The organism is Acidovorax temperans (assembly GCF_028596105.1).
Classification (GTDB): Bacteria; Pseudomonadota; Gammaproteobacteria; order Burkholderiales; family Burkholderiaceae_C; genus Acidovorax; species Acidovorax temperans.
In genome coordinates this window covers 2,493,748-2,510,156 of the sequence record NZ_CP117193.1, presented here as the reverse complement: position 1 = coordinate 2,510,156, position 16,409 = coordinate 2,493,748, and the positions used below count along the sequence as shown (strand labels likewise).

Annotated in this window: 15 protein-coding genes; 8 read left to right on the top strand and 7 right to left on the bottom strand. The window is 63.8% G+C overall.

All coding sequences use genetic code 11. The features are described from left to right. Positions 1–100: 100 nt before the first annotated feature. The 6 genes from PQV96_RS11865 to PQV96_RS11840 form a co-directional block, all read right to left on the bottom strand. Positions 101–1,531 (bottom strand): NAD-dependent succinate-semialdehyde dehydrogenase, encoded by a 1,431-nt coding sequence (locus tag PQV96_RS11865; protein ID WP_067399871.1) that lies wholly within the window; start codon positions 1,529–1,531, stop codon positions 101–103. A 31-nt stretch (positions 1,532–1,562) separates the two neighbouring features. Continuing rightward, positions 1,563–2,615 (bottom strand): alcohol dehydrogenase, encoded by a 1,053-nt coding sequence (locus PQV96_RS11860; protein WP_067399868.1) that lies wholly within the window; start codon positions 2,613–2,615, stop codon positions 1,563–1,565. A 140-nt stretch (positions 2,616–2,755) separates the two neighbouring features. Next, the gene (locus PQV96_RS11855; RefSeq protein ID WP_067399865.1) at positions 2,756–3,646 is read right to left on the bottom strand and encodes a transporter; all 891 of its coding nucleotides are present in this window, start codon (positions 3,644–3,646) and stop codon (positions 2,756–2,758) included. Between the two features lie 89 nt (positions 3,647–3,735). Beyond that, positions 3,736–4,488: a glucose 1-dehydrogenase gene (locus PQV96_RS11850; RefSeq protein WP_067399863.1), complete on the bottom strand. Its 753-nt coding sequence runs from the start codon at positions 4,486–4,488 to the stop codon at positions 3,736–3,738. 36 nt (positions 4,489–4,524) lie between these two features. Then, positions 4,525–6,120 (bottom strand): flavin-containing monooxygenase, encoded by a 1,596-nt coding sequence (locus PQV96_RS11845; RefSeq protein ID WP_087778440.1) that lies wholly within the window; start codon positions 6,118–6,120, stop codon positions 4,525–4,527. A gap of 120 nt (positions 6,121–6,240) precedes the next feature. Next, the gene (locus tag PQV96_RS11840; RefSeq protein WP_067399857.1) at positions 6,241–7,143 is read right to left on the bottom strand and encodes an alpha/beta hydrolase; all 903 of its coding nucleotides are present in this window, start codon (positions 7,141–7,143) and stop codon (positions 6,241–6,243) included. A gap of 273 nt (positions 7,144–7,416) precedes the next feature. Here PQV96_RS11840 and PQV96_RS11835 point away from each other — a divergent pair, with 273 nt between their 5' ends. The 8 genes from PQV96_RS11835 to PQV96_RS11800 all read left to right on the top strand — a co-directional run bounded on the left by PQV96_RS11835 (position 7,417) and on the right by PQV96_RS11800 (position 15,034). After that, positions 7,417–9,252, top strand: a complete 1,836-nt coding sequence (locus PQV96_RS11835) for an acyl-CoA dehydrogenase family protein (protein ID WP_273623049.1) — start codon at positions 7,417–7,419, stop codon at positions 9,250–9,252. Between the two features lie 182 nt (positions 9,253–9,434). Next, positions 9,435–10,232 carry an SDR family oxidoreductase gene (locus PQV96_RS11830; protein WP_044398452.1) on the top strand — a complete coding sequence of 266 codons (798 nt, stop codon included), beginning with the start codon at positions 9,435–9,437 and terminating at the stop codon, positions 10,230–10,232. Positions 10,233–10,370: 138 nt separating this feature from the next. Further along, positions 10,371–10,802, top strand: coding sequence for a PaaI family thioesterase (locus tag PQV96_RS11825; protein WP_044398454.1), 432 nt, complete (start codon positions 10,371–10,373; stop codon positions 10,800–10,802). Positions 10,803–10,900: 98 nt separating this feature from the next. Further along, a complete protein-coding gene (locus PQV96_RS11820; protein ID WP_273623048.1) occupies positions 10,901–11,917 on the top strand; it encodes an NADP-dependent oxidoreductase in 1,017 nt (338 codons plus the stop codon). Beyond that, positions 11,917–12,381: a GNAT family N-acetyltransferase gene (locus tag PQV96_RS11815; protein WP_273623047.1), complete on the top strand. Its 465-nt coding sequence runs from the start codon at positions 11,917–11,919 to the stop codon at positions 12,379–12,381. Before PQV96_RS11820 ends, PQV96_RS11815 begins: the two co-directional genes overlap by 1 nt. 90 nt (positions 12,382–12,471) lie before the next feature. Next, positions 12,472–13,407: a glutathione S-transferase family protein gene (locus tag PQV96_RS11810; protein ID WP_273623046.1), complete on the top strand. Its 936-nt coding sequence runs from the start codon at positions 12,472–12,474 to the stop codon at positions 13,405–13,407. Between the two features lie 61 nt (positions 13,408–13,468). After that, the gene (locus tag PQV96_RS11805; RefSeq protein WP_066695935.1) at positions 13,469–14,377 is read left to right on the top strand and encodes an SDR family oxidoreductase; all 909 of its coding nucleotides are present in this window, start codon (positions 13,469–13,471) and stop codon (positions 14,375–14,377) included. Positions 14,378–14,464: 87 nt separating this feature from the next. Then, complete coding sequence (locus PQV96_RS11800; protein ID WP_420482145.1) at positions 14,465–15,034, top strand: methylated-DNA--[protein]-cysteine S-methyltransferase; 570 nt, start codon at positions 14,465–14,467, stop codon at positions 15,032–15,034. Positions 15,035–15,290: 256 nt separating this feature from the next. On the opposite strand, the gene PQV96_RS11795 is transcribed toward PQV96_RS11800, so the two are convergent. After that, positions 15,291–16,199 carry a LysR family transcriptional regulator gene (locus PQV96_RS11795; protein ID WP_003141085.1) on the bottom strand — a complete coding sequence of 303 codons (909 nt, stop codon included), beginning with the start codon at positions 16,197–16,199 and terminating at the stop codon, positions 15,291–15,293. Between the last annotated feature and the right edge of the window lie 210 nt (positions 16,200–16,409).

Here is a 16,409-nt window from a genome sequence, read left to right as displayed (position 1 = left end):
TCGCGACACGCCCGCGCCGCCATGGGGTGCTGCTGGCGGGCAATGGCAGCCTGCGCTTCAGTGAGACTGCCCATTTTTGTGGATTGGCAGTCTTTGCGCCTTAATTGAGTTGCGACACGAACTTGGTGGTCAGGTAGCCGTCGAAGGTTTCACTGCCGCCCTCGCTGCCATAGCCGCTTTCCTTGATGCCGCCAAACGGTGTCTCGGCCAGCGCAAGCCCGATGTGGTTGATGGACACCATGCCGGCTTCCAGCCCGCGCGAGATCTGGTGCGCGTTCTTCAGTGACGTGGTGAAGGCATACGACGCCAGGCCAAAGGGCAGGCTGTTGGCGCGCGAAAGCACTTCTTCCACGGTCTTGAATCGCACCATGCCGGCCATCGGGCCGAAGGGCTCTTCGGTCATGAAGCGCGAGTCGTCGGGCAGGTCGGCCAGCACCGTGGGGGCGAAGAAGTTGCCGTCGCCTTGCAGCCGATGGCCGCCCGTTACGATCTTGGCGCCGCGCTGGCGGGCGTCTTCCACGAAACCCTCCATGGCAGCGACGCGGCGCGGTTGCGCCAACGGCCCCATGCGGTTGGTTTCAACCAGCCCGTCTCCGACCGCCAGTGCCTGTGCCCGCTGCGCAAATCGTTCGACGAAACGGTCATACACGCCGTCCTGCACATAAAAGCGCGTGGGGGAGATGCACACCTGTCCCGCGTTGCGGAACTTGAAGCCCGACAGCACGTCTGCCGCGCGGTCGATGTCCGCATCGTCACACACGATCACGGGCGCGTGGCCGCCCAGCTCCATGGTGCTGCGCTTCATGTTCGCACCGGCCAGCGCTGCCAGCTGCTGCCCCACAGGTGTGGAGCCCGTGAAGGAAATCTTACGCACGATGGGAGAGCGGATCAGGTAGTCCGAGATCATTCCGGAATCGCCCGACACCACATTCAGCACGCCCGGCGGCAAGCCGGCGTCATGAAACAGCTGGGCAATTGCCAGCACCGAGGCCGGTGTGTCGCTGGAACCTTTGAGGATGACAGTGCACCCCGCGCCAATGGCCGCGACCACCTTGCGAAAGGCTTGGCTGAACGGGAAGTTCCAGGGCGAGAAGGCCACGCACACGCCGATGGGTTCACGCAGCACCGTCTGCTGCACGCTGGCATCGCGGGGTGGAATGAGGCGGCCATAGATGCGCCGGCATTCCTCGGCATGCCACTCGGCGTGCTCGGCGCAGACCGCCACTTCGCCCACGCCCTCGGCCAGGGGCTTGCCCTGCTCCAGGGTGAGATTGCGGCCGATTTGCGGCGCACGTTCGCGAATCAATCCTGCGACGGCTTTCAGCACCTGCGCGCGCTGCATCGCCGTGCTGCTGCGCCACGACGCGAAGGCGCGCTGTGCCGCTGCCAGCGCCATGTCCAGGTCGGCCTGGGTGGCATGCGGCAGCTGGCCGATCACCTGGTTGTTGGCGGGGTTCAGTACATCCTGCTCGCGGCGGCCTTCGCCGCGCAGCATTTGTCCGTCAATGTAGAGGCTGAGTTGGGGATACATGGTGTGCTCTTTCAGAAACTCATGGGATCAGTCATGGGATCAGTACGGCACGCCCGATCACCTTGCCGTGGTGCAGGTCGTCAATGGCCTGGTTCACCTGGGCCATCGGGCGGCGCGACACCGGAATCGACTTCATGCCGCTGCGCTTGACCAGTTCCACCAGCTCTCGCAGTTCGGACAGGGTGCCGACGTAGCTGCCCTCGATGCACAGCGGGCGCAGCGGGATGGTCGCCAGCGAGATGGTCAGGTCACCACCCATAAGCCCGCAGATGACGATGTGTCCGCCGCGGCGGGCACTTTGCATCGCCAGCGAGACAGTCGGGGCCGAGCCCACCAGGTCCAGAATCTGGCCGGCACCGCCTTCGGTCGCCGCGATGATCTGGCTGGCCGCATCGGCCGCCTTGCCGTCGATCACCGACAGCGCGCCAGCGGCCAATGCGGCTTCGCGCTTGGCAGGGTCGATGTCCACCACGATGGCGCCTTTGCCTCCCAGGGCCTTGAGCACCTCGATGGCCATCAGGCCCAGGCCGCCGGCACCGATGATGACGACGGGCTCATGGTGGATGCCGTCGCCCAGCTTCTTGATGGCGCTGTAGGTCGTCACGCCCGCGCAGGCCAGAGGCGCTGCCTCGGCCTCGTCCAGGCCGTCGATGTTGACCAGGTAGCGCGGGTGGGGAACGATCACGTAGTCGGCAAAACCACCGGGGCGTGCCACGCCAAGGGCGCGGCCCTTCAGGCAGAGATTCTCGTCGCCGCGCAGGCAGGTGGGGCATTCACCGCAACCGATCCAGGGATGGATCAGGAAGCGGCCACCCACCTTGACCTCACCAGCGTCCGCACCGGCCGATACCACCTCGCCACAGATTTCGTGGCTGAGGATGATGGGCGGCTTGATGCCCCGGTCCGCCAGGTTCAGCCGCTTGCCGCCTCCCAGGTCGTAAAAGCCCTCCCAGATGTGCAGGTCCGTGTGGCAAAGGCCAGCGGCCTTCACCCGCACAAGCACCTCGGTTTCCACGGGCTGCGGAGTCTCACGCTCGACGAGTTCAAGCGGCTTTGAATGGTGCATCACGCAATAACAGCGCATGGTGTGTGTTTCCTTGAGTATCTGGATTTCAAAAAATGGCAGACGCTACATCGCAGCGGCCATCGCCTAATGGCAGCTTGCTATAACTGAGCCATCCAATTCTTCAGGCGGCCGTCGGTGCCCGGCGGCCGCCTGCGCGATCAATACAGCTTCAGCAGGCGCAGGTTGATCTGGTTGTTGGCCTTGAAGCCTTCGCGCACATGGATGTCGCGGCCATAGGTGGCGATCAACTGCAGGTCGGGCTGCATGAACCACGCGGTGCCCACGTTGAACTTGGTGGTGGACTGGCGGTTGTTCTGGTCCACGCCGCCCACCTTGGTCTCGCCACCGAAGGTGTGGAACAGGGCAGCGCGCAGGTCCAGCGTCGGGCTGAGCTGGTAGCGCAAATGGGTCTGCAGCTGGTACAGCGGCTTTTGCTTCATCTCGGTTCTGCCGCCCGCGCCGTTGTTGAAGTCGTCGTTCTTGCCAAAGAGCGTCACGTCACCGGCGTAGTCCCAGTGGATGCCGGGCGCCAGTTGCACGATGCCGCCAGCCTGCAGCGCAAACTTGTAGCGGTTTTCGCCCAGGCCCAAAGACTGGTTGCGGTCATACGAGCCGGTCGGCAGCCACAGGTAAGGCGTGATGGCGAAGTGGTTCTTGTCACCGGGTTTGGTGAACCAGATTGCGGACGCGAGGATCAGGTCGCCCACGCTGCTTTTCGAGCCCAGGCCCGCAATGTCGTCCTTGGCGCTGAGCCGGCCAAAGGGCAGCAGAAACTGCGGGTCGATGATGAGGCCGCCCACTTCCATGAAGCGCACACCGCGCAAGATGCCCACGGTGGAGTCCAGCTGCGGGTTGATCGCCTGCCGGTTGCCCTGGCTGTATAGCTTGTCGCGCGTGGTGTGCTGGCCATAGACCACCAGCGCGGTGGTGCCGGCCGGCAGCGGTGTGTAGTCACCGGCGTCAAGTTCGATGGCGCTGGCCGTGCCGGCCTGCGCGAGGGCAGCCAGTGCGGTGGCCAGGGGTGCCAGTCGCTTGAAAAATTGCTTCATTGGTTTGTCTCCTGATGGGGGTCTTGTGCTTGCAGCGACGCCCCGGACTACCCGCTCGCGGCTTGAGTCCGGCGCGTTGCGGTTGACGATCAATTGGCCGTGTAGCCGCCGTCAACGACCAGTTCTGCGCCATGCACGAACGATGATTCGTCCGAGGCCAGGAACAGCACGGCCTGTGACACCTCGATCGGTTGCGCGGGGCGCTTGAGCAGCGTGGGGCCGAGCAGTGCCGGGCGGATGACCGGGTCGTCCAGCATGGCCTTGGTCATCTGGGTCTCAATCACGCCGGGGTGCACCGAGTTGACGCGGATATTGAACGGTGCCAGATCCACGGCGCAAGACTTGGTGAACAGGCGGACCGCGCCCTTGGAGGCTTCATAGGCGCTGGCACCGGGGGCACCGACCAGGCCGTAAATCGACGACACGTTGACGATGGTGCCGCCGCCGGCCTTTTGCATCAGCGGCACCGCCGCACGGGTGCCGATGAACAGGCCGCGCACGTTCACATCGAAGACGCGATCCCACTCGTCGTTGGTCGTGTCTTGCATGGGCTTGAGGATCAGAATGCCGGCGTTGTTCACCAGCACATCCAGACGGCCTGCACGCTCTGTGATTTGCGCCAGCGCGGCGTTCCATTGGGCTTCTTGTGTCACATCCAGCTGCAAAAAGTCGGCCTTGCCACCGTTTTTGCGGATGCTGTCCACGGTGGCTTGCCCTTCGGCTGCGTTCACGTCGGCCACGAACACCCAGGCGCCTTGCGCTGCCAGCAGCTCGCTGTGCGAGCGGCCCATGCCCATGGCACCGCCGGTCACCAAAATCACTTTGTTTTCTACGCGTTTCATGTTGTCTCCTTGGTTGGTTTTTTAAAAAATGCGCATTTACTGGAATACGAAACCCTCGTAGCCCTTGTTTTGCACTGCAGACAGCTCTTGCCGGTAAGCGCCGAGGCCGGCCATGTAGAAATACACGGTGTTGGTTTTGCCCGGGATGTTGGCGCCAAAAATCCAGGAGTCGGCCTTGGGGAACAGCGTCATGTGGGCGATGTCGTGGCAGGTTTTGGTCCAACCGGCTTCGGCCTCGGTGGTGGCTTCCACGGTTTTCAGATCCTTGGCGTTCACATCCTTGATCAGCGCGGCAATCCACTCGACCTGGCTCTCAATCGCCGGCGGCAGGTTGGTGAACGGGCCGTTGGGGCCCAGCACCATGAACATGTTGGGGAAGTTGGCATTGGCCACGCCCATGTAGCTGCTGGGGCCCGATTTCCATTGCTCTTGAATCGTCAGGCCATTGCGGCCACGGATGTCGATCTTGGTGTAGTTGCCATCCACCGCATCAAAGCCGGTGGCAAAAATCAGCATGTCCAGTTCGTGCTCCACGCCATCGGTGGTTTTCACGCCCTTGGGGGTGATTTCGACAATCGGGTTGGCCTTGACATCGACCAGATCGACATTGGGCCGGTTGTAGGTGGCGTAGTAGCCGCTGTCGCACAAAGGGCGCTTGGCGTACAGGTCTTGCGGCATGAGCTTGCGCGCCGTCTCGGGGTCCTTGACGATTTCGGCAATCTTGCCGCGGATGAAGTCTTGCGCCGCCTTGTTGGCGCGCTCATCGGTGGCGATGTCGCAGAAGGTTTCGAACATGAAGCGGAAACCGCCGCCGTTGTCCCAGGCTTTCTGGAACACGGCCTGGCGCTCTTCTTCCGACACGCTCATGGCCGACACGGTGCTCTCCTTGAAGCCAAAGGCCACCACCGAGCCCTTCACCTGCTCCCAGATCTCGTCGTAGTTCTTCTTCACCTCTGCCACGTATTCGGGCGTGACCGGGCCGTTGCCCACGGGCACGCTGTACTGGGGCGAGCGTTGGAACACCGTCAGATGGCCCACCTTGGGCGCAATGGCGGTGATGACCTGGGTGCCGGTGGAGCCCGTGCCAATCACGCCCACGCGCTTGCCGTCGTATTGCACGCCTTCGGGCCAGTTGCCGGTGTGCAGCCACTCGCCCTGGAAGGTGTCCAGGCCCTTGATCTTGGGGACGTTGGTGGCCGACAGCAGGCCCAGCGCGGTCACCAAAAACTTGGCGGTGTAGGCCTCGCCGGTGTCGGTTTTCACTTCCCACAGGTTGGTGGTTTCGTTGAAGTGCGCGGCCGTGACGCCGGTGTTCAGCTGAATGTCGGGGCGCAGGTTGTAGCGGTCGGCCACATGCTCCAGATACGACAGGATTTGCGGCTGCGTCACATAGCGCGTGGTGATGTGCATCTCCTGCAGCAGCTCTTTATCCCACGAATAGCAGTAAACAAAGGTCTCGGTGTCCGACAGCGCGCCGGGGTAGCGGTTCCAGTACCAGGTGCCGCCCACGCCGCCGGCCTTGTCGAAGACGCGCACTTTCAGGCCCTGCTCGTCGCGCAGCTTTTTCAGCATGTACATGCCGCCAAAGCCGGCGCCGATGACGATTGCGTCCAGATGTTTGGTGTTTTTCATGGTGAGTCTCTCTAAGTTGCGGCCACAGCTGCGCCTGGCGGCGACGTAGTGGCCTGCGTTGTTGCAATGAGGAAAATTTCCCCAAGGCTCCTCGGCCTCGGGGTCTTGGCTAACTGGAGCTCAGGCGCCCTTGAACCACTGGGCAATGCGCCGCAGCTCGTCGTCGGCCTCGGGGGCGCGACCCGCCAGGAACGGGAAGACGTGCTGCATGCCGTCCACCACCGATAGCGTGACGTTCACGCCCGCCGCCTTGGCGATGCGCTCCAGGTCTTGCGCGTTGTCCAGCAGGGTTTCGGCACTGCCGGCGTTGATGTACAGGCGCGGAAAGCCCGTGTAGTCGGCCTTCAGCGGATTGGCCAGCGGGTCGGTGCGTGAGCCCTTCTCGCCCAGGAACATGCCCGACATGCCCTCCAGAACGGCCTTGCTGACCAGGGCGTCGGTGGCCGCGTTGGTCTGCAGCGTCTTGCCGACATGCTCCATGTCGAGCCAGGGCGAAAAGGCAATCACCGCGCCCGGCAGCGCCACGCCGTCCTGGCGCAGCTTCAGCACCGTGGAGATGGCCAGGTTGCCGCCCGCCGAGTCGCCGCTGGTGACGATGTCGGCTGCTTTGAAGCCACGCGCCAGCAGTTCTTTGTAGACAGCCGTCGAATCCTCGATCTGGGCCGGATACGGATGCTCGGGCGCCCGGCGGTAGTCGATCACCACCGCGGTCGCGCCCAGATGCTTGGCCAGGTGACCGGCCAGCTTGCGATGGCTGGCGGCCGAGCCCACGGCAAAGCCGCCGCCGTGCGTGTACAGGATGACCTTCTTGGTGTCTGCGCCATGGGGCAGGGCCCAGATGGCTTCCACGCCGGCGAGCACGTCCGACTTGTAGGTCACGCCTTCAGGCTCGAGCGTGGGTTGATGCCACTCGTCGAACAGGCTGCGCAGGTCGGCGAGGGTCATCGCGGGGTTGGCGGCCATGCGGTCTGACCAGGACTGGTACAGCGCGCGCAGAAAATCGGATTGGGGTGAAGTACCCATGCATGTCTCCTTCGGTTGTGGTGAGCAGCGACTGATTATTCGGAGGCATTGCCCTCCCGTATTGAAGGTCCTGCGCACGCGCGTTGTAGAAAATGCGCAGTGACGGATGGTTCTACGGGTAAACCCCCGGGATTTACGGAGCCAATGGCATTCCATTGCCACAGCAGGGGTGTGGCCGCAGTAATGTGCGGGAGCGGTCGGCCTGGGTCACCCTCCTCGCCGCGTCGCGCAACGGACATGCCCGACGGGATGTGCACACCCATAATTTCCCGCATGACGACCCTGCGCTCCACCCTCGATTTCCTGCTTTACAACTGGCTGCAAGCCGAAACGCTGAACACACGCGAGCGCTTTGCCGACCATTCGCGCGAGACGTTTGACGCGGTGCTCGACACCTGCGAGCGCATCGCGCGCGAGAAGTACGCGCCGTTCAACCGCACGGTGGACACGCACGAGCCGCATTTCGATGGTGAACGCGTCACGCTGCCGCAGGCCACCAAGGATGCGTATGACGCCTACGCCGCCTCGGGCATGCTCAGCGCGGCGCAGGACTACGACATCGGCGGTATGCAGTTGCCCTACACGGTGGACGCGGCGGCCAATGCCTTTTTTGCCGTGGCGTCGATCAGCATCAGCTCCAGCCTGCTGAGCGTGGGCAATGCCAACCTGCTGATGGTGCATGGCACCGATCTGCAGAAGAAGGTGTTTGCACTCAATGAGTTTTCGGGGCGCTTCTCGGGCACCATGTGCCTGAGCGAGCCGCAGGCGGGCTCCAGCTTGAGCGACGTGGCCACGCGCGCTGTGCCAGATGGTGAAGCGTTTGAAAGTGACCCGCTGGGCCCGCGCTACCGGCTTACGGGCCACAAGATGTGGATTTCATCGGGCGAGCACGAGCTGTCGGAGAACATCGTGCACCTCGTGCTGGCGAAGATTCCGGGGGCGGACGGCAAGCTGGTGCCGGGCACGCGCGGCATTTCGCTGTTCATCGTGCCCAAGAATCTGGTGGATACCGAAGGCAACCTGACCGGCGTGCGCAACGACGTGGCGCTGGCCGGCCTCAACCACAAGCTGGGCTGGCGCGGCACCACCAACACGCTGCTCAACTTTGGCGAGGGCAAATACCCGGTGGCGGGCAGGGCAGGGGCCGTGGGCTACCTGGTGGGCGAGGCCGGCCGTGGCCTGGCGTGCATGTTCCACATGATGAACGAGGCGCGCATCGGCATCGGCATGGCGGCCACCATGCTGGGCCTGGCGGGCTATTACGCCAGCCTGGACTACGCCAAAAACCGCCCGCAGGGCCGCCTGGTGGGGGCGAGTGGCAAGGACGCTGCGCAGCCCCAGGTGCGCATCATCGAGCACGCCGACGTCAAGCGCATGCTGCTGGCGCAAAAGAGCTACGGCGAGGGTGCGCTCGCGCTCAACCTGTTCTGCGCCCGCCTGGTGGACGAGCAGCACACCGGCGAGCCTGACGCCGCCGACGAGGCGCGCCTGCTGCTCGAAGTGCTCACCCCCATCGCCAAGAGCTGGCCCAGCGAGTTTTGCCTGGAGGCCAATTCGCTGGCCATCCAGATCCACGGCGGCTACGGCTACACGCGCGACTTCCCGGTGGAGCAGTACTGGCGCGACAACCGCCTGAACATGATCCACGAAGGCACGCACGGCATCCAGGCCATGGACCTGCTGGGCCGCAAGGTGTTGATGGAAGGTGGCAAGGGCCTGGCCTTGCTGGCAGGCCGCATCAACGGCACCGTGCAGCGCGCCCTGCAGGTGCCGCGCCTGGCCGCACATGCCAACGCATTGGCTGGCGCCTTGCAGCAGGTGGGTGCCGCCACCAAGGCTGCGTGGGCCACGGGCGAGCCCGGTGACGCCTTGGCAAATGCCGTGCCCTACATGCAGGCATTCGGCCACACGGTGCTGGCATGGGTGTGGCTGGACCTGGCCCTGGCAACGTTGGCCAAAGACGCTGCCGTGGCACAACCGGCCAGCGTGGGCCGCATGGGTGCCATGCAGTTTTTCTTCCACTACGAGCTGCCCAAGATTGGTGCCTGGCTGCAGGTGGTCAGTACCCGCGACGCCACCTGCGCACAGATGCCGGAAGACGCGTTCTGAGGCGCCCAGCACCGCGCGCGGGAAGCCCCCGCGCGCAGGATCGCGCAGGCGACACGGTTGTGCCGCCTGCATCACCACAATGTGCGGCACACACCGCAAAGGCAGCTGCCACAGCGGTGCGGCGCCAAGCCCTCAGGCAGTAGCGCTGCCCAACCCCGATTGCAAACACAAGGAGACACCACATGACCCATCGCACCATCCAGCAACTCTTCGACCTCAAGGGCAAGACCGCCCTGGTCACCGGCGGCTCGCGCGGCCTGGGCCTGCAACTGGCCCACGCGCTGGGCGAAGCCGGTGCCAAGGTGCTGCTCAGCTCACGCAAGGCGTCTGACCTGGAAGAGGCCGTTGCCGAGCTGAAAGCCGCTGGCATTGATGCGCAATGGATTGCCGCTGACTGCGCCAACGAGGCCGACATCCGCAGCCTGGCCGACGAAGCCATTCGCCGCCTGGGTGGCCATGTGGACATCCTCGTCAACAACGCAGGCGCCGCCTGGGGCTCGCCCGCCGAAGACCACCCTGTGGACGCCTGGGACAAGGTGATGAACCTGAACGTGCGTGGCTATTTCATCCTGAGCCAGCACATCGCCAAGCACAGCATGATTGCCCGCAAGCAGGGCAGCATCATCAACGTGGCTTCCATCGCCGGTCTGGGTGGCAACCCCAGCGGCATGAACACCATTGCCTACAACACCTCCAAGGGCGCGGTGATCAACTTCACCCGCGCGCTGGCGGCCGAATGGGGCAAGTACAACATCCGAGTGAACGCCATCTGCCCCGGCTTCTTCCCCAGCAAGATGACGGTGGGCACGCTCAAGGCCCTGGGCGAGGAAAAACTCAAGGCGGGCGCACCACTGGGCCGCCTGGGCGACGACGAAGACCTGAAGGGTCTGTGCGTGCTGTATGCGTCGGATGCGGGCAAGCACATCACCGGCCAGTGGCTGGCGGTCGATGGGGGCGTGAGCGTAGTGACGGGCGGTTGAACTAGAGTACAACTCCCTGCGCGGCTTTGCCGCTTTTCCCCTTCTCTCGGCTTTCCCGGGAAGGGGAGCCCACCAGCGCGGCGGGACGGTCCCTGGCCTGAATCGCGCGTCTCTTAGTTTGCCTACCGAGGAATTGTTTTGAAAAGTTTCGGCGTTGAAATCCCCTTTGTCACCCACCTGGGCTTCACCCTGCACCGCATGGAAGGTGGTGAGTCAGAGTTGCACTACGAGGCCAAGCCCGAGCATTTCAATTCCTTTGACGTGACGCACGGCGGTGCGTCGATGACCCTGCTGGACGTGGCCATGGCCACGGCCGCGCGCAGCGAAACGCCGGACATGGGCGTGGTCACCATCGAGATGAAGACCAGCTTCATGCAGCCCGCCAAGGGCCCGCTGGTGGCCAAGGGTCGGTTGATTCACCGCACGGCCACGCTGGCTTTCACCGAAGGCTCGGTGTATGACGCGGCAGGGCGCATCTGCAGCCATGCCACTGGCACGTTCAAGTACGTCAAGCGCCTGCCGGTAGACGGGCGCAACATCAACCAGCTCAAGTCTGTCTCGACGGACTGAAGCGACGAAGTGCAAATCAGCACTTCAAGTATTTTTGGCCTCTGGCACTTGCAGATAAAGCGCTGGCAGCTATTGAAACCATAGCAAAAGGATTTTCCATGCCCATCAATCAGCAGATCCTCCTCGACAACCGCCCCCAGGGCGAAGCCGTGGCCAGCAACTTCAAGCTGGTGTCGGCAGAGACCCCTGCGCTGGCCGATGGCCAGGTGCTGGTGCGCCACCACTACCTGAGTCTGGACCCCTACATGCGCGGCCGCATGAACGAGAGCAAGAGCTACGCCGCATCGCAGCCCCTGGGCGAAGTGATGATTGGCGGCACGGTGGGCGAGGTGGTGGAAAGCCGCAACGCCAAGTACGCCGTGGGCGACAAGGTGGTGGGCATGGGCGGCTGGCAGGAGTACAGCGTGGTGGATGCCAATGCCCCTGGTGCGCTGCGCAAGGTCGATACAACCCATGTGCCGCTGTCGCACTACCTGGGCGCCGTCGGCATGCCCGGCGTGACGGCCTGGTATGGCCTGGTCAAGATCATTGCCCCCAAAGAAGGTGACACCGTGGTGGTGAGCGCTGCGACCGGCGCAGTAGGCAGTGCGTTTGCTGCACTGGCCAAAGCCCGCGGCTGCCGCGTGGTGGGTATTGCCGGTGGTGCGGACAAGTGCAAGTACGCCACCGAAGAGCTGGGTTTTGACGCCTGCATTGACTACAAGGTGCATGGCGACGTGAAAGCCATGTCCAAGGCACTCAAGGAAGCCTGCCCCAACGGCATCGACGGCTACTTTGAGAACGTGGGCGGCTGGATCATGGACGCCGTGATGCTGCGCATGAACGCCTTCAGCCGCATCGCCCTGTGCGGCATGATCGCTGGCTACGACGGCACACCGCTGCCCATGGCCAACCCTGCGCTCATGCTGATTAACCGTATGAAGGTCGAGGGCTTCATCGTGAGTGAACACATGGAAGTGTGGCCCGATGCGCTGAAGGAGCTGGGCACGCTGGTCGGCACCGGCAAGCTGCGTCCGCGCGAAACCATTGCCCAGGGCATCGCTGCCGCACCAGAGGCGTTCCTGGGACTGCTCAAGGGCAAGAACTTCGGCAAGCAACTGGTGAAGCTGGTCTGATGGCATTGAAGTGGACCTGGGCCCGCTTTGACGACCTGGGCGTGCATGCCCTGCACGATGCGCTGGCCCTGCGCTGCAAGGTCTTCATCCTGGAGCAGGGCCCGTACCAGGACCCCGACGGCGCTGATAAGCAGTCCTATCACCTGCTGGGCTACGACGAGGCGGGCGTGCTACAGGCCTGCCTGCGCGTGGTGGACCCGGGCGTGAACTACCCCGAGCCCTCCATTGGCCGCGTGGTCACCGCCAAGGAAGCGCGTGGCAACGGCACCGGCCGTCTGCTGGTGGCCGAAGGGCTGGCCCGCTGCCAGCAGGTGTGGCCGGGCAGGGCGGTGCGCATCAGTGCGCAGGCGCACCTGCAGCGCTTTTACGGCAGCTTTGGGTTTGTGGCGGTGTCGGACGAATACCTCGAAGATGACATCCCCCACATCGAAATGCTGTGGACCCCACCCGTGGTGCAGGGCTGAACGGGCGCGCCGCGCGTGTGCCCCAGCTTGTTACGCCGCAGTGCACACGCAAGTGCTTTTGGTTGAAAACGCTGTACAGGAGATTTCGCCATGTCTGCCCTGATTCTTCACCACTACCCCTCATCGCCCTTCGCGCAAAAAATCCGCTCGGTGCTGGGGTTCAAACAACTGGCGTGGAAGTCCGTCATCATTCCCAGCATCAGCCCCAAACCTGATCTGGTGGCACTGACGGGCGGCTACCGCAAAACCCCCGTTCTGCAGGTGGGGGCGGATATTTATTGCGACACCGCCCTGATCTGCGACGTGCTGGAGCACATCCAGCCTGAACCGGTGCTGTACCCGCCGCACCTCAAGGGTGTGTCGCGCGTGTTTGCGCAGTGGGCTGACAGCACGTTGTTCTGGGCCTCCATGGCCTACAACCTGCAGCCCAAAGGCGCTGAGATGCTGTTTGCCAGCCTGCCGCCCGCTGCTGCCCAGGCGTTTGCAGAAGATCGCAAGGCCATGAGTGCAGGCATGGTGCGCCAGCGCCCGCAAGACGCTACGGCCGCCTACCGCTCGTACCTGCGGCGCATTGCGCACATGGTGGAAGAGCACGACTTCCTCTTCGGCACCGAGCCCTGCGTGGCCGACTTTGCTGCCTACCACCCGCTGTGGTTCACCCGTCGCGTGGTGCCGTTGATGGACAGCATCTTTGACGCCACTCCCGCCGTGCTGGAGTGGATGGACCGCATTGAGGCACTGGGGCAGGGGCGCATCGAAAAATTCAGCGCGGCAGACGCAATCACCGTGGCGGCAGGGGCTGAACCCATGCCGCTGCTGGGCGATATTTTTCAGGACGAGCACGGCATTGCGCTGGGCAGCCAGGTGCAAATTGCTGCCGAGAGCTTCGGCACCGAAGTGACCGAAGGCGAGCTGATGGCCGCCACCCGCACCCGCTACACCCTGCGCCGCAACGACCCGCGCGCAGGCACGGTGCATGTGCACTTTCCGCGCATCGGATACGTGCTGAAGAAGGCTGCCGGCTGAAGCACGGCGCGGGCCGTGCCCTTCACAGAATATCCAACAACAAACTCAAGGAGATAAAAACATGATCGACAACTTTGCTGGCAAGACGGCGGTGCTGACCGGCGCAGGCTCGGGCTTTGGACTGGAATGTGCCCGCATTGGCGCGCGCCTGGGCATGAACCTGGTGCTGGTGGATGTGCAGCAAGACGCGCTGGACGCCGCCGCTGCCGAGATGCAGGCCGCAGGCAGTCAGGTGCTGGCCCGCAAGGTCGATGTGTCGAACGCCGCCCAGATGGAACAACTGGCCGCCGATGTGCAGCAGCGCTTTGGCGCCCCCCATCTGGTGTTCAACAATGCCGGTGTGGGCGCGGGCGGCCTGGTGTGGGAGAACTCGGTCAAGGACTGGGAATGGGTGCTGGGCGTGAACCTGTGGGGCGTGGTGCATGGCGTGCGCCTGTTCACCCCCATGATGCTGGCGGCTGCCAAGGCCGACCCCGCCTGGCGTGGCCACATCATCAACACGGCCAGCATGGCAGGCCTGCTGAACGCGCCCAACATGGGCATTTACAACGTGAGTAAGCACGCCGTGGTGTCGCTGTCTGAAACGCTGTACCAGGACCTGTCGCTCGTTACCGACCAGATCGGCGCCAGCGTGCTGTGCCCGTACTTTGTGCCCACCGGCATCAGCCAGAGCCACCGCAACCGCCCGCAGGACCTGCCCTCTGAAAAGCCCACCAAGAGCCAGCTCATCGGCCAGGCCATGAGCGACAAGGCCGTGGGCAGCGGCAAGGTTACGGCAGCCGAGGTGGCGCAGAAAGTGTTCGACGCGGCAGCGCAAGGCCAGTTCTACATCTACAGCCATCCTCAGGCGCTGGCTTCGGTGCAGACGCGCATGGAAGATGTGCTGCAGGTGCGCAACCCCACTGACCCCTTTGCCGGCAAGCCTGAATTGGGCGCCAAGCTGCGCGCGGCTTTGCGTAGCGAAGACTGAGCACCGGCAGTGCTGGCCGAGCGTTTAAGGTCAAATAGGCCGCTAGCGCCTGATTTATAAGCGCATGCAGCTATTGTTTGTATAGCAATGCATGAGCCATCCTTGCGGCCCAGCCCCGCGCTGGGCCATGCCTTGTTCGACACGGCCGTGGGCCGCTGTGCGCTGGCGTGGAGCGCCGCAGGCGTGCGCGCGGTGCAGTTGCCCGAGCAGGACGACGCGGCCACGGTGGCGCGGTTGCTGCGCGCCAGCGGCACTTGTCAAACAGCCACTCCGCCACCCGATGCTGCCGCTGCCATCCAAGGCATACAGGCGCTGCTGCAGGGGCACAAGCTGGACTTGCGCGAGGTGGTGCTGGACATGACCCAGGTGTCAGACTTTCACCAGCGCGTGTACGCTATCACTCGTGCTATACCGCCCGGCCAGGTGCGCACCTACGGCGACATCGCAGAGCAACTGGGCAGCAAAGGCCTGGCACGCGCCGTGGGCCAGGCGCTGGGCCTGAACCCGTTTGCGCCCGTGGTGCCTTGCCACCGGGTGCTGGGGGCGGGGTTTCAGGCGGGCGGCTTCTCTGCCACCGGCGGCACGGCCACCAAGCTGCGCATGCTGCACATCGAAGGGGCTTGCTGGGGCGACACCCAAGCGCTGCCTGGCTTTTGAAAATTGCCGCGACAGGCACGCCCAAAGAAAAAGCCCGATGGCGCAAGGCACATCGGGCTTTCAATATTTTTGGAGCGGGTGAAGGGAACATCATCGTGTTCCCAACTCGTTGATTGATAACGAGTTTTCCGCACTCGGCGAACCGAGATGGACATAATTATGGACTGAAAACCACGCTTGGTCAACGCGCGCTCCGAGCAAGTCCAGTGCGAGCCATGGACAGCCAGCAATAGCCAATGTACCCGAGCGCTCAACGTCACGAGGCCGGTTCATCTCCCTTTGGCAGGAACTCCTCGCGGGCGCGCTGCAGAAACCGCTTCATGGGCTCAGAGGGTTCGGCGCTGCGGCGCAGCAGGTAGGTGGACAGCATGGGCGGCGTGCCGGCCAAGGGGCGAACGGTTATGTCGGGGCGGTTCAGGGTCTGCACCTGCGAGGCAATGGCGAAACCTAGGCCATAACCGGCACCGACCAGAGTCAGCATCACGCCTAGGCTCGTCACCTGATCTACCAGCTTGAGCGGCTTGGACGCACCTTGAAGCACCGCCTGGATCTGGTGGTGGCAGCCCGATCCCGCGTCCGGATGGCACAGTACCAACGGAAACTTCAAGGCTTCATCCAATGGCACTTCCGCGTGCGCCAACAAGGGGTGGCGCACGGGCACGATCACCGACAGAGGATCGGTCCACACGGGCTCGGCGACAAGGCCTTCGCTCACCGCGTCCGACAGCGCAAAACCGATGTCCAGCAGATCGTTGTGCAGGCCCTTGAGCTGCTGCGCGAAAGGCAGCTCGAAGACGCGAATCTCCAGTTCGGGCTCTTCCTCGCGGCTGCGCGCCAGCAAGGTGGCAATGTGGGGCTGCGCCAAGCTGTCGCAGATGGCGATGCGCAGATAACCCTGATAGCCCTGCGCCGCCGCCTTTGCGGCACTCACCGCCTGCTCCACGGTGGCCAGCACGCGCCGGCACTCACCGAGGAACACTTGACCGGCCCAGGTCAGTCGCGTCTGGTGCGCGCTGCGGTCGAACAACTGCACGCCGAGCGTGGCTTCGAGATTTCGCATTGCGCGCGACACAGGCGATTGTTCTACGCCAAGGCGCTCGGCCGCTCGCGCGAAATGCAGTTCTTCCGCGACCGCAACGAAATAGCGCAGTAGTCTGAGTTCCAATGCGGCCTCCTGTTTGCCTCGTTCCTGGCCTGCGTCCACCTCATGCGGATTGCGCCTCGCTTTCTCCTTCGATGATTGGCAAGAGGCTCCGGCGTTGCATGCTTGCCTATTCGGATAGGCAGATCGCATCCGAAAATTACGGAGGTTGAGGCGGAACGCTACCTGGCCGAAGACCTGAGAACCTCAATCGCCGCGACGCTGCACTACCGC

What these genes read in the sequence shown, in the direction of transcription:
- PQV96_RS11865 (WP_067399871.1), bottom strand. Translation starts at nt 1,531, where the DNA reads ATGTATCCCCAACTCAGCCTCTACATTGACGGACAAATGCTGCGCGGC.
- PQV96_RS11860 (WP_067399868.1), bottom strand. Translation starts at nt 2,615, where the DNA reads ATGCGCTGTTATTGCGTGATGCACCATTCAAAGCCGCTTGAACTCGTC.
- PQV96_RS11855 (WP_067399865.1), bottom strand. Translation starts at nt 3,646, where the DNA reads ATGAAGCAATTTTTCAAGCGACTGGCACCCCTGGCCACCGCACTGGCT.
- PQV96_RS11850 (WP_067399863.1), bottom strand. Translation starts at nt 4,488, where the DNA reads ATGAAACGCGTAGAAAACAAAGTGATTTTGGTGACCGGCGGTGCCATG.
- PQV96_RS11845 (WP_087778440.1), bottom strand. Translation starts at nt 6,120, where the DNA reads ATGAAAAACACCAAACATCTGGACGCAATCGTCATCGGCGCCGGCTTT.
- PQV96_RS11840 (WP_067399857.1), bottom strand. Translation starts at nt 7,143, where the DNA reads ATGGGTACTTCACCCCAATCCGATTTTCTGCGCGCGCTGTACCAGTCC.
- PQV96_RS11835 (WP_273623049.1), top strand. Translation starts at nt 7,417, where the DNA reads ATGACGACCCTGCGCTCCACCCTCGATTTCCTGCTTTACAACTGGCTG.
- PQV96_RS11830 (WP_044398452.1), top strand. Translation starts at nt 9,435, where the DNA reads ATGACCCATCGCACCATCCAGCAACTCTTCGACCTCAAGGGCAAGACC.
- PQV96_RS11820 (WP_273623048.1), top strand. Translation starts at nt 10,901, where the DNA reads ATGCCCATCAATCAGCAGATCCTCCTCGACAACCGCCCCCAGGGCGAA.
- PQV96_RS11815 (WP_273623047.1), top strand. Translation starts at nt 11,917, where the DNA reads ATGGCATTGAAGTGGACCTGGGCCCGCTTTGACGACCTGGGCGTGCAT.
- PQV96_RS11810 (WP_273623046.1), top strand. Translation starts at nt 12,472, where the DNA reads ATGTCTGCCCTGATTCTTCACCACTACCCCTCATCGCCCTTCGCGCAA.
- PQV96_RS11805 (WP_066695935.1), top strand. Translation starts at nt 13,469, where the DNA reads ATGATCGACAACTTTGCTGGCAAGACGGCGGTGCTGACCGGCGCAGGC.
- PQV96_RS11800 (WP_420482145.1), top strand. Translation starts at nt 14,465, where the DNA reads ATGCATGAGCCATCCTTGCGGCCCAGCCCCGCGCTGGGCCATGCCTTG.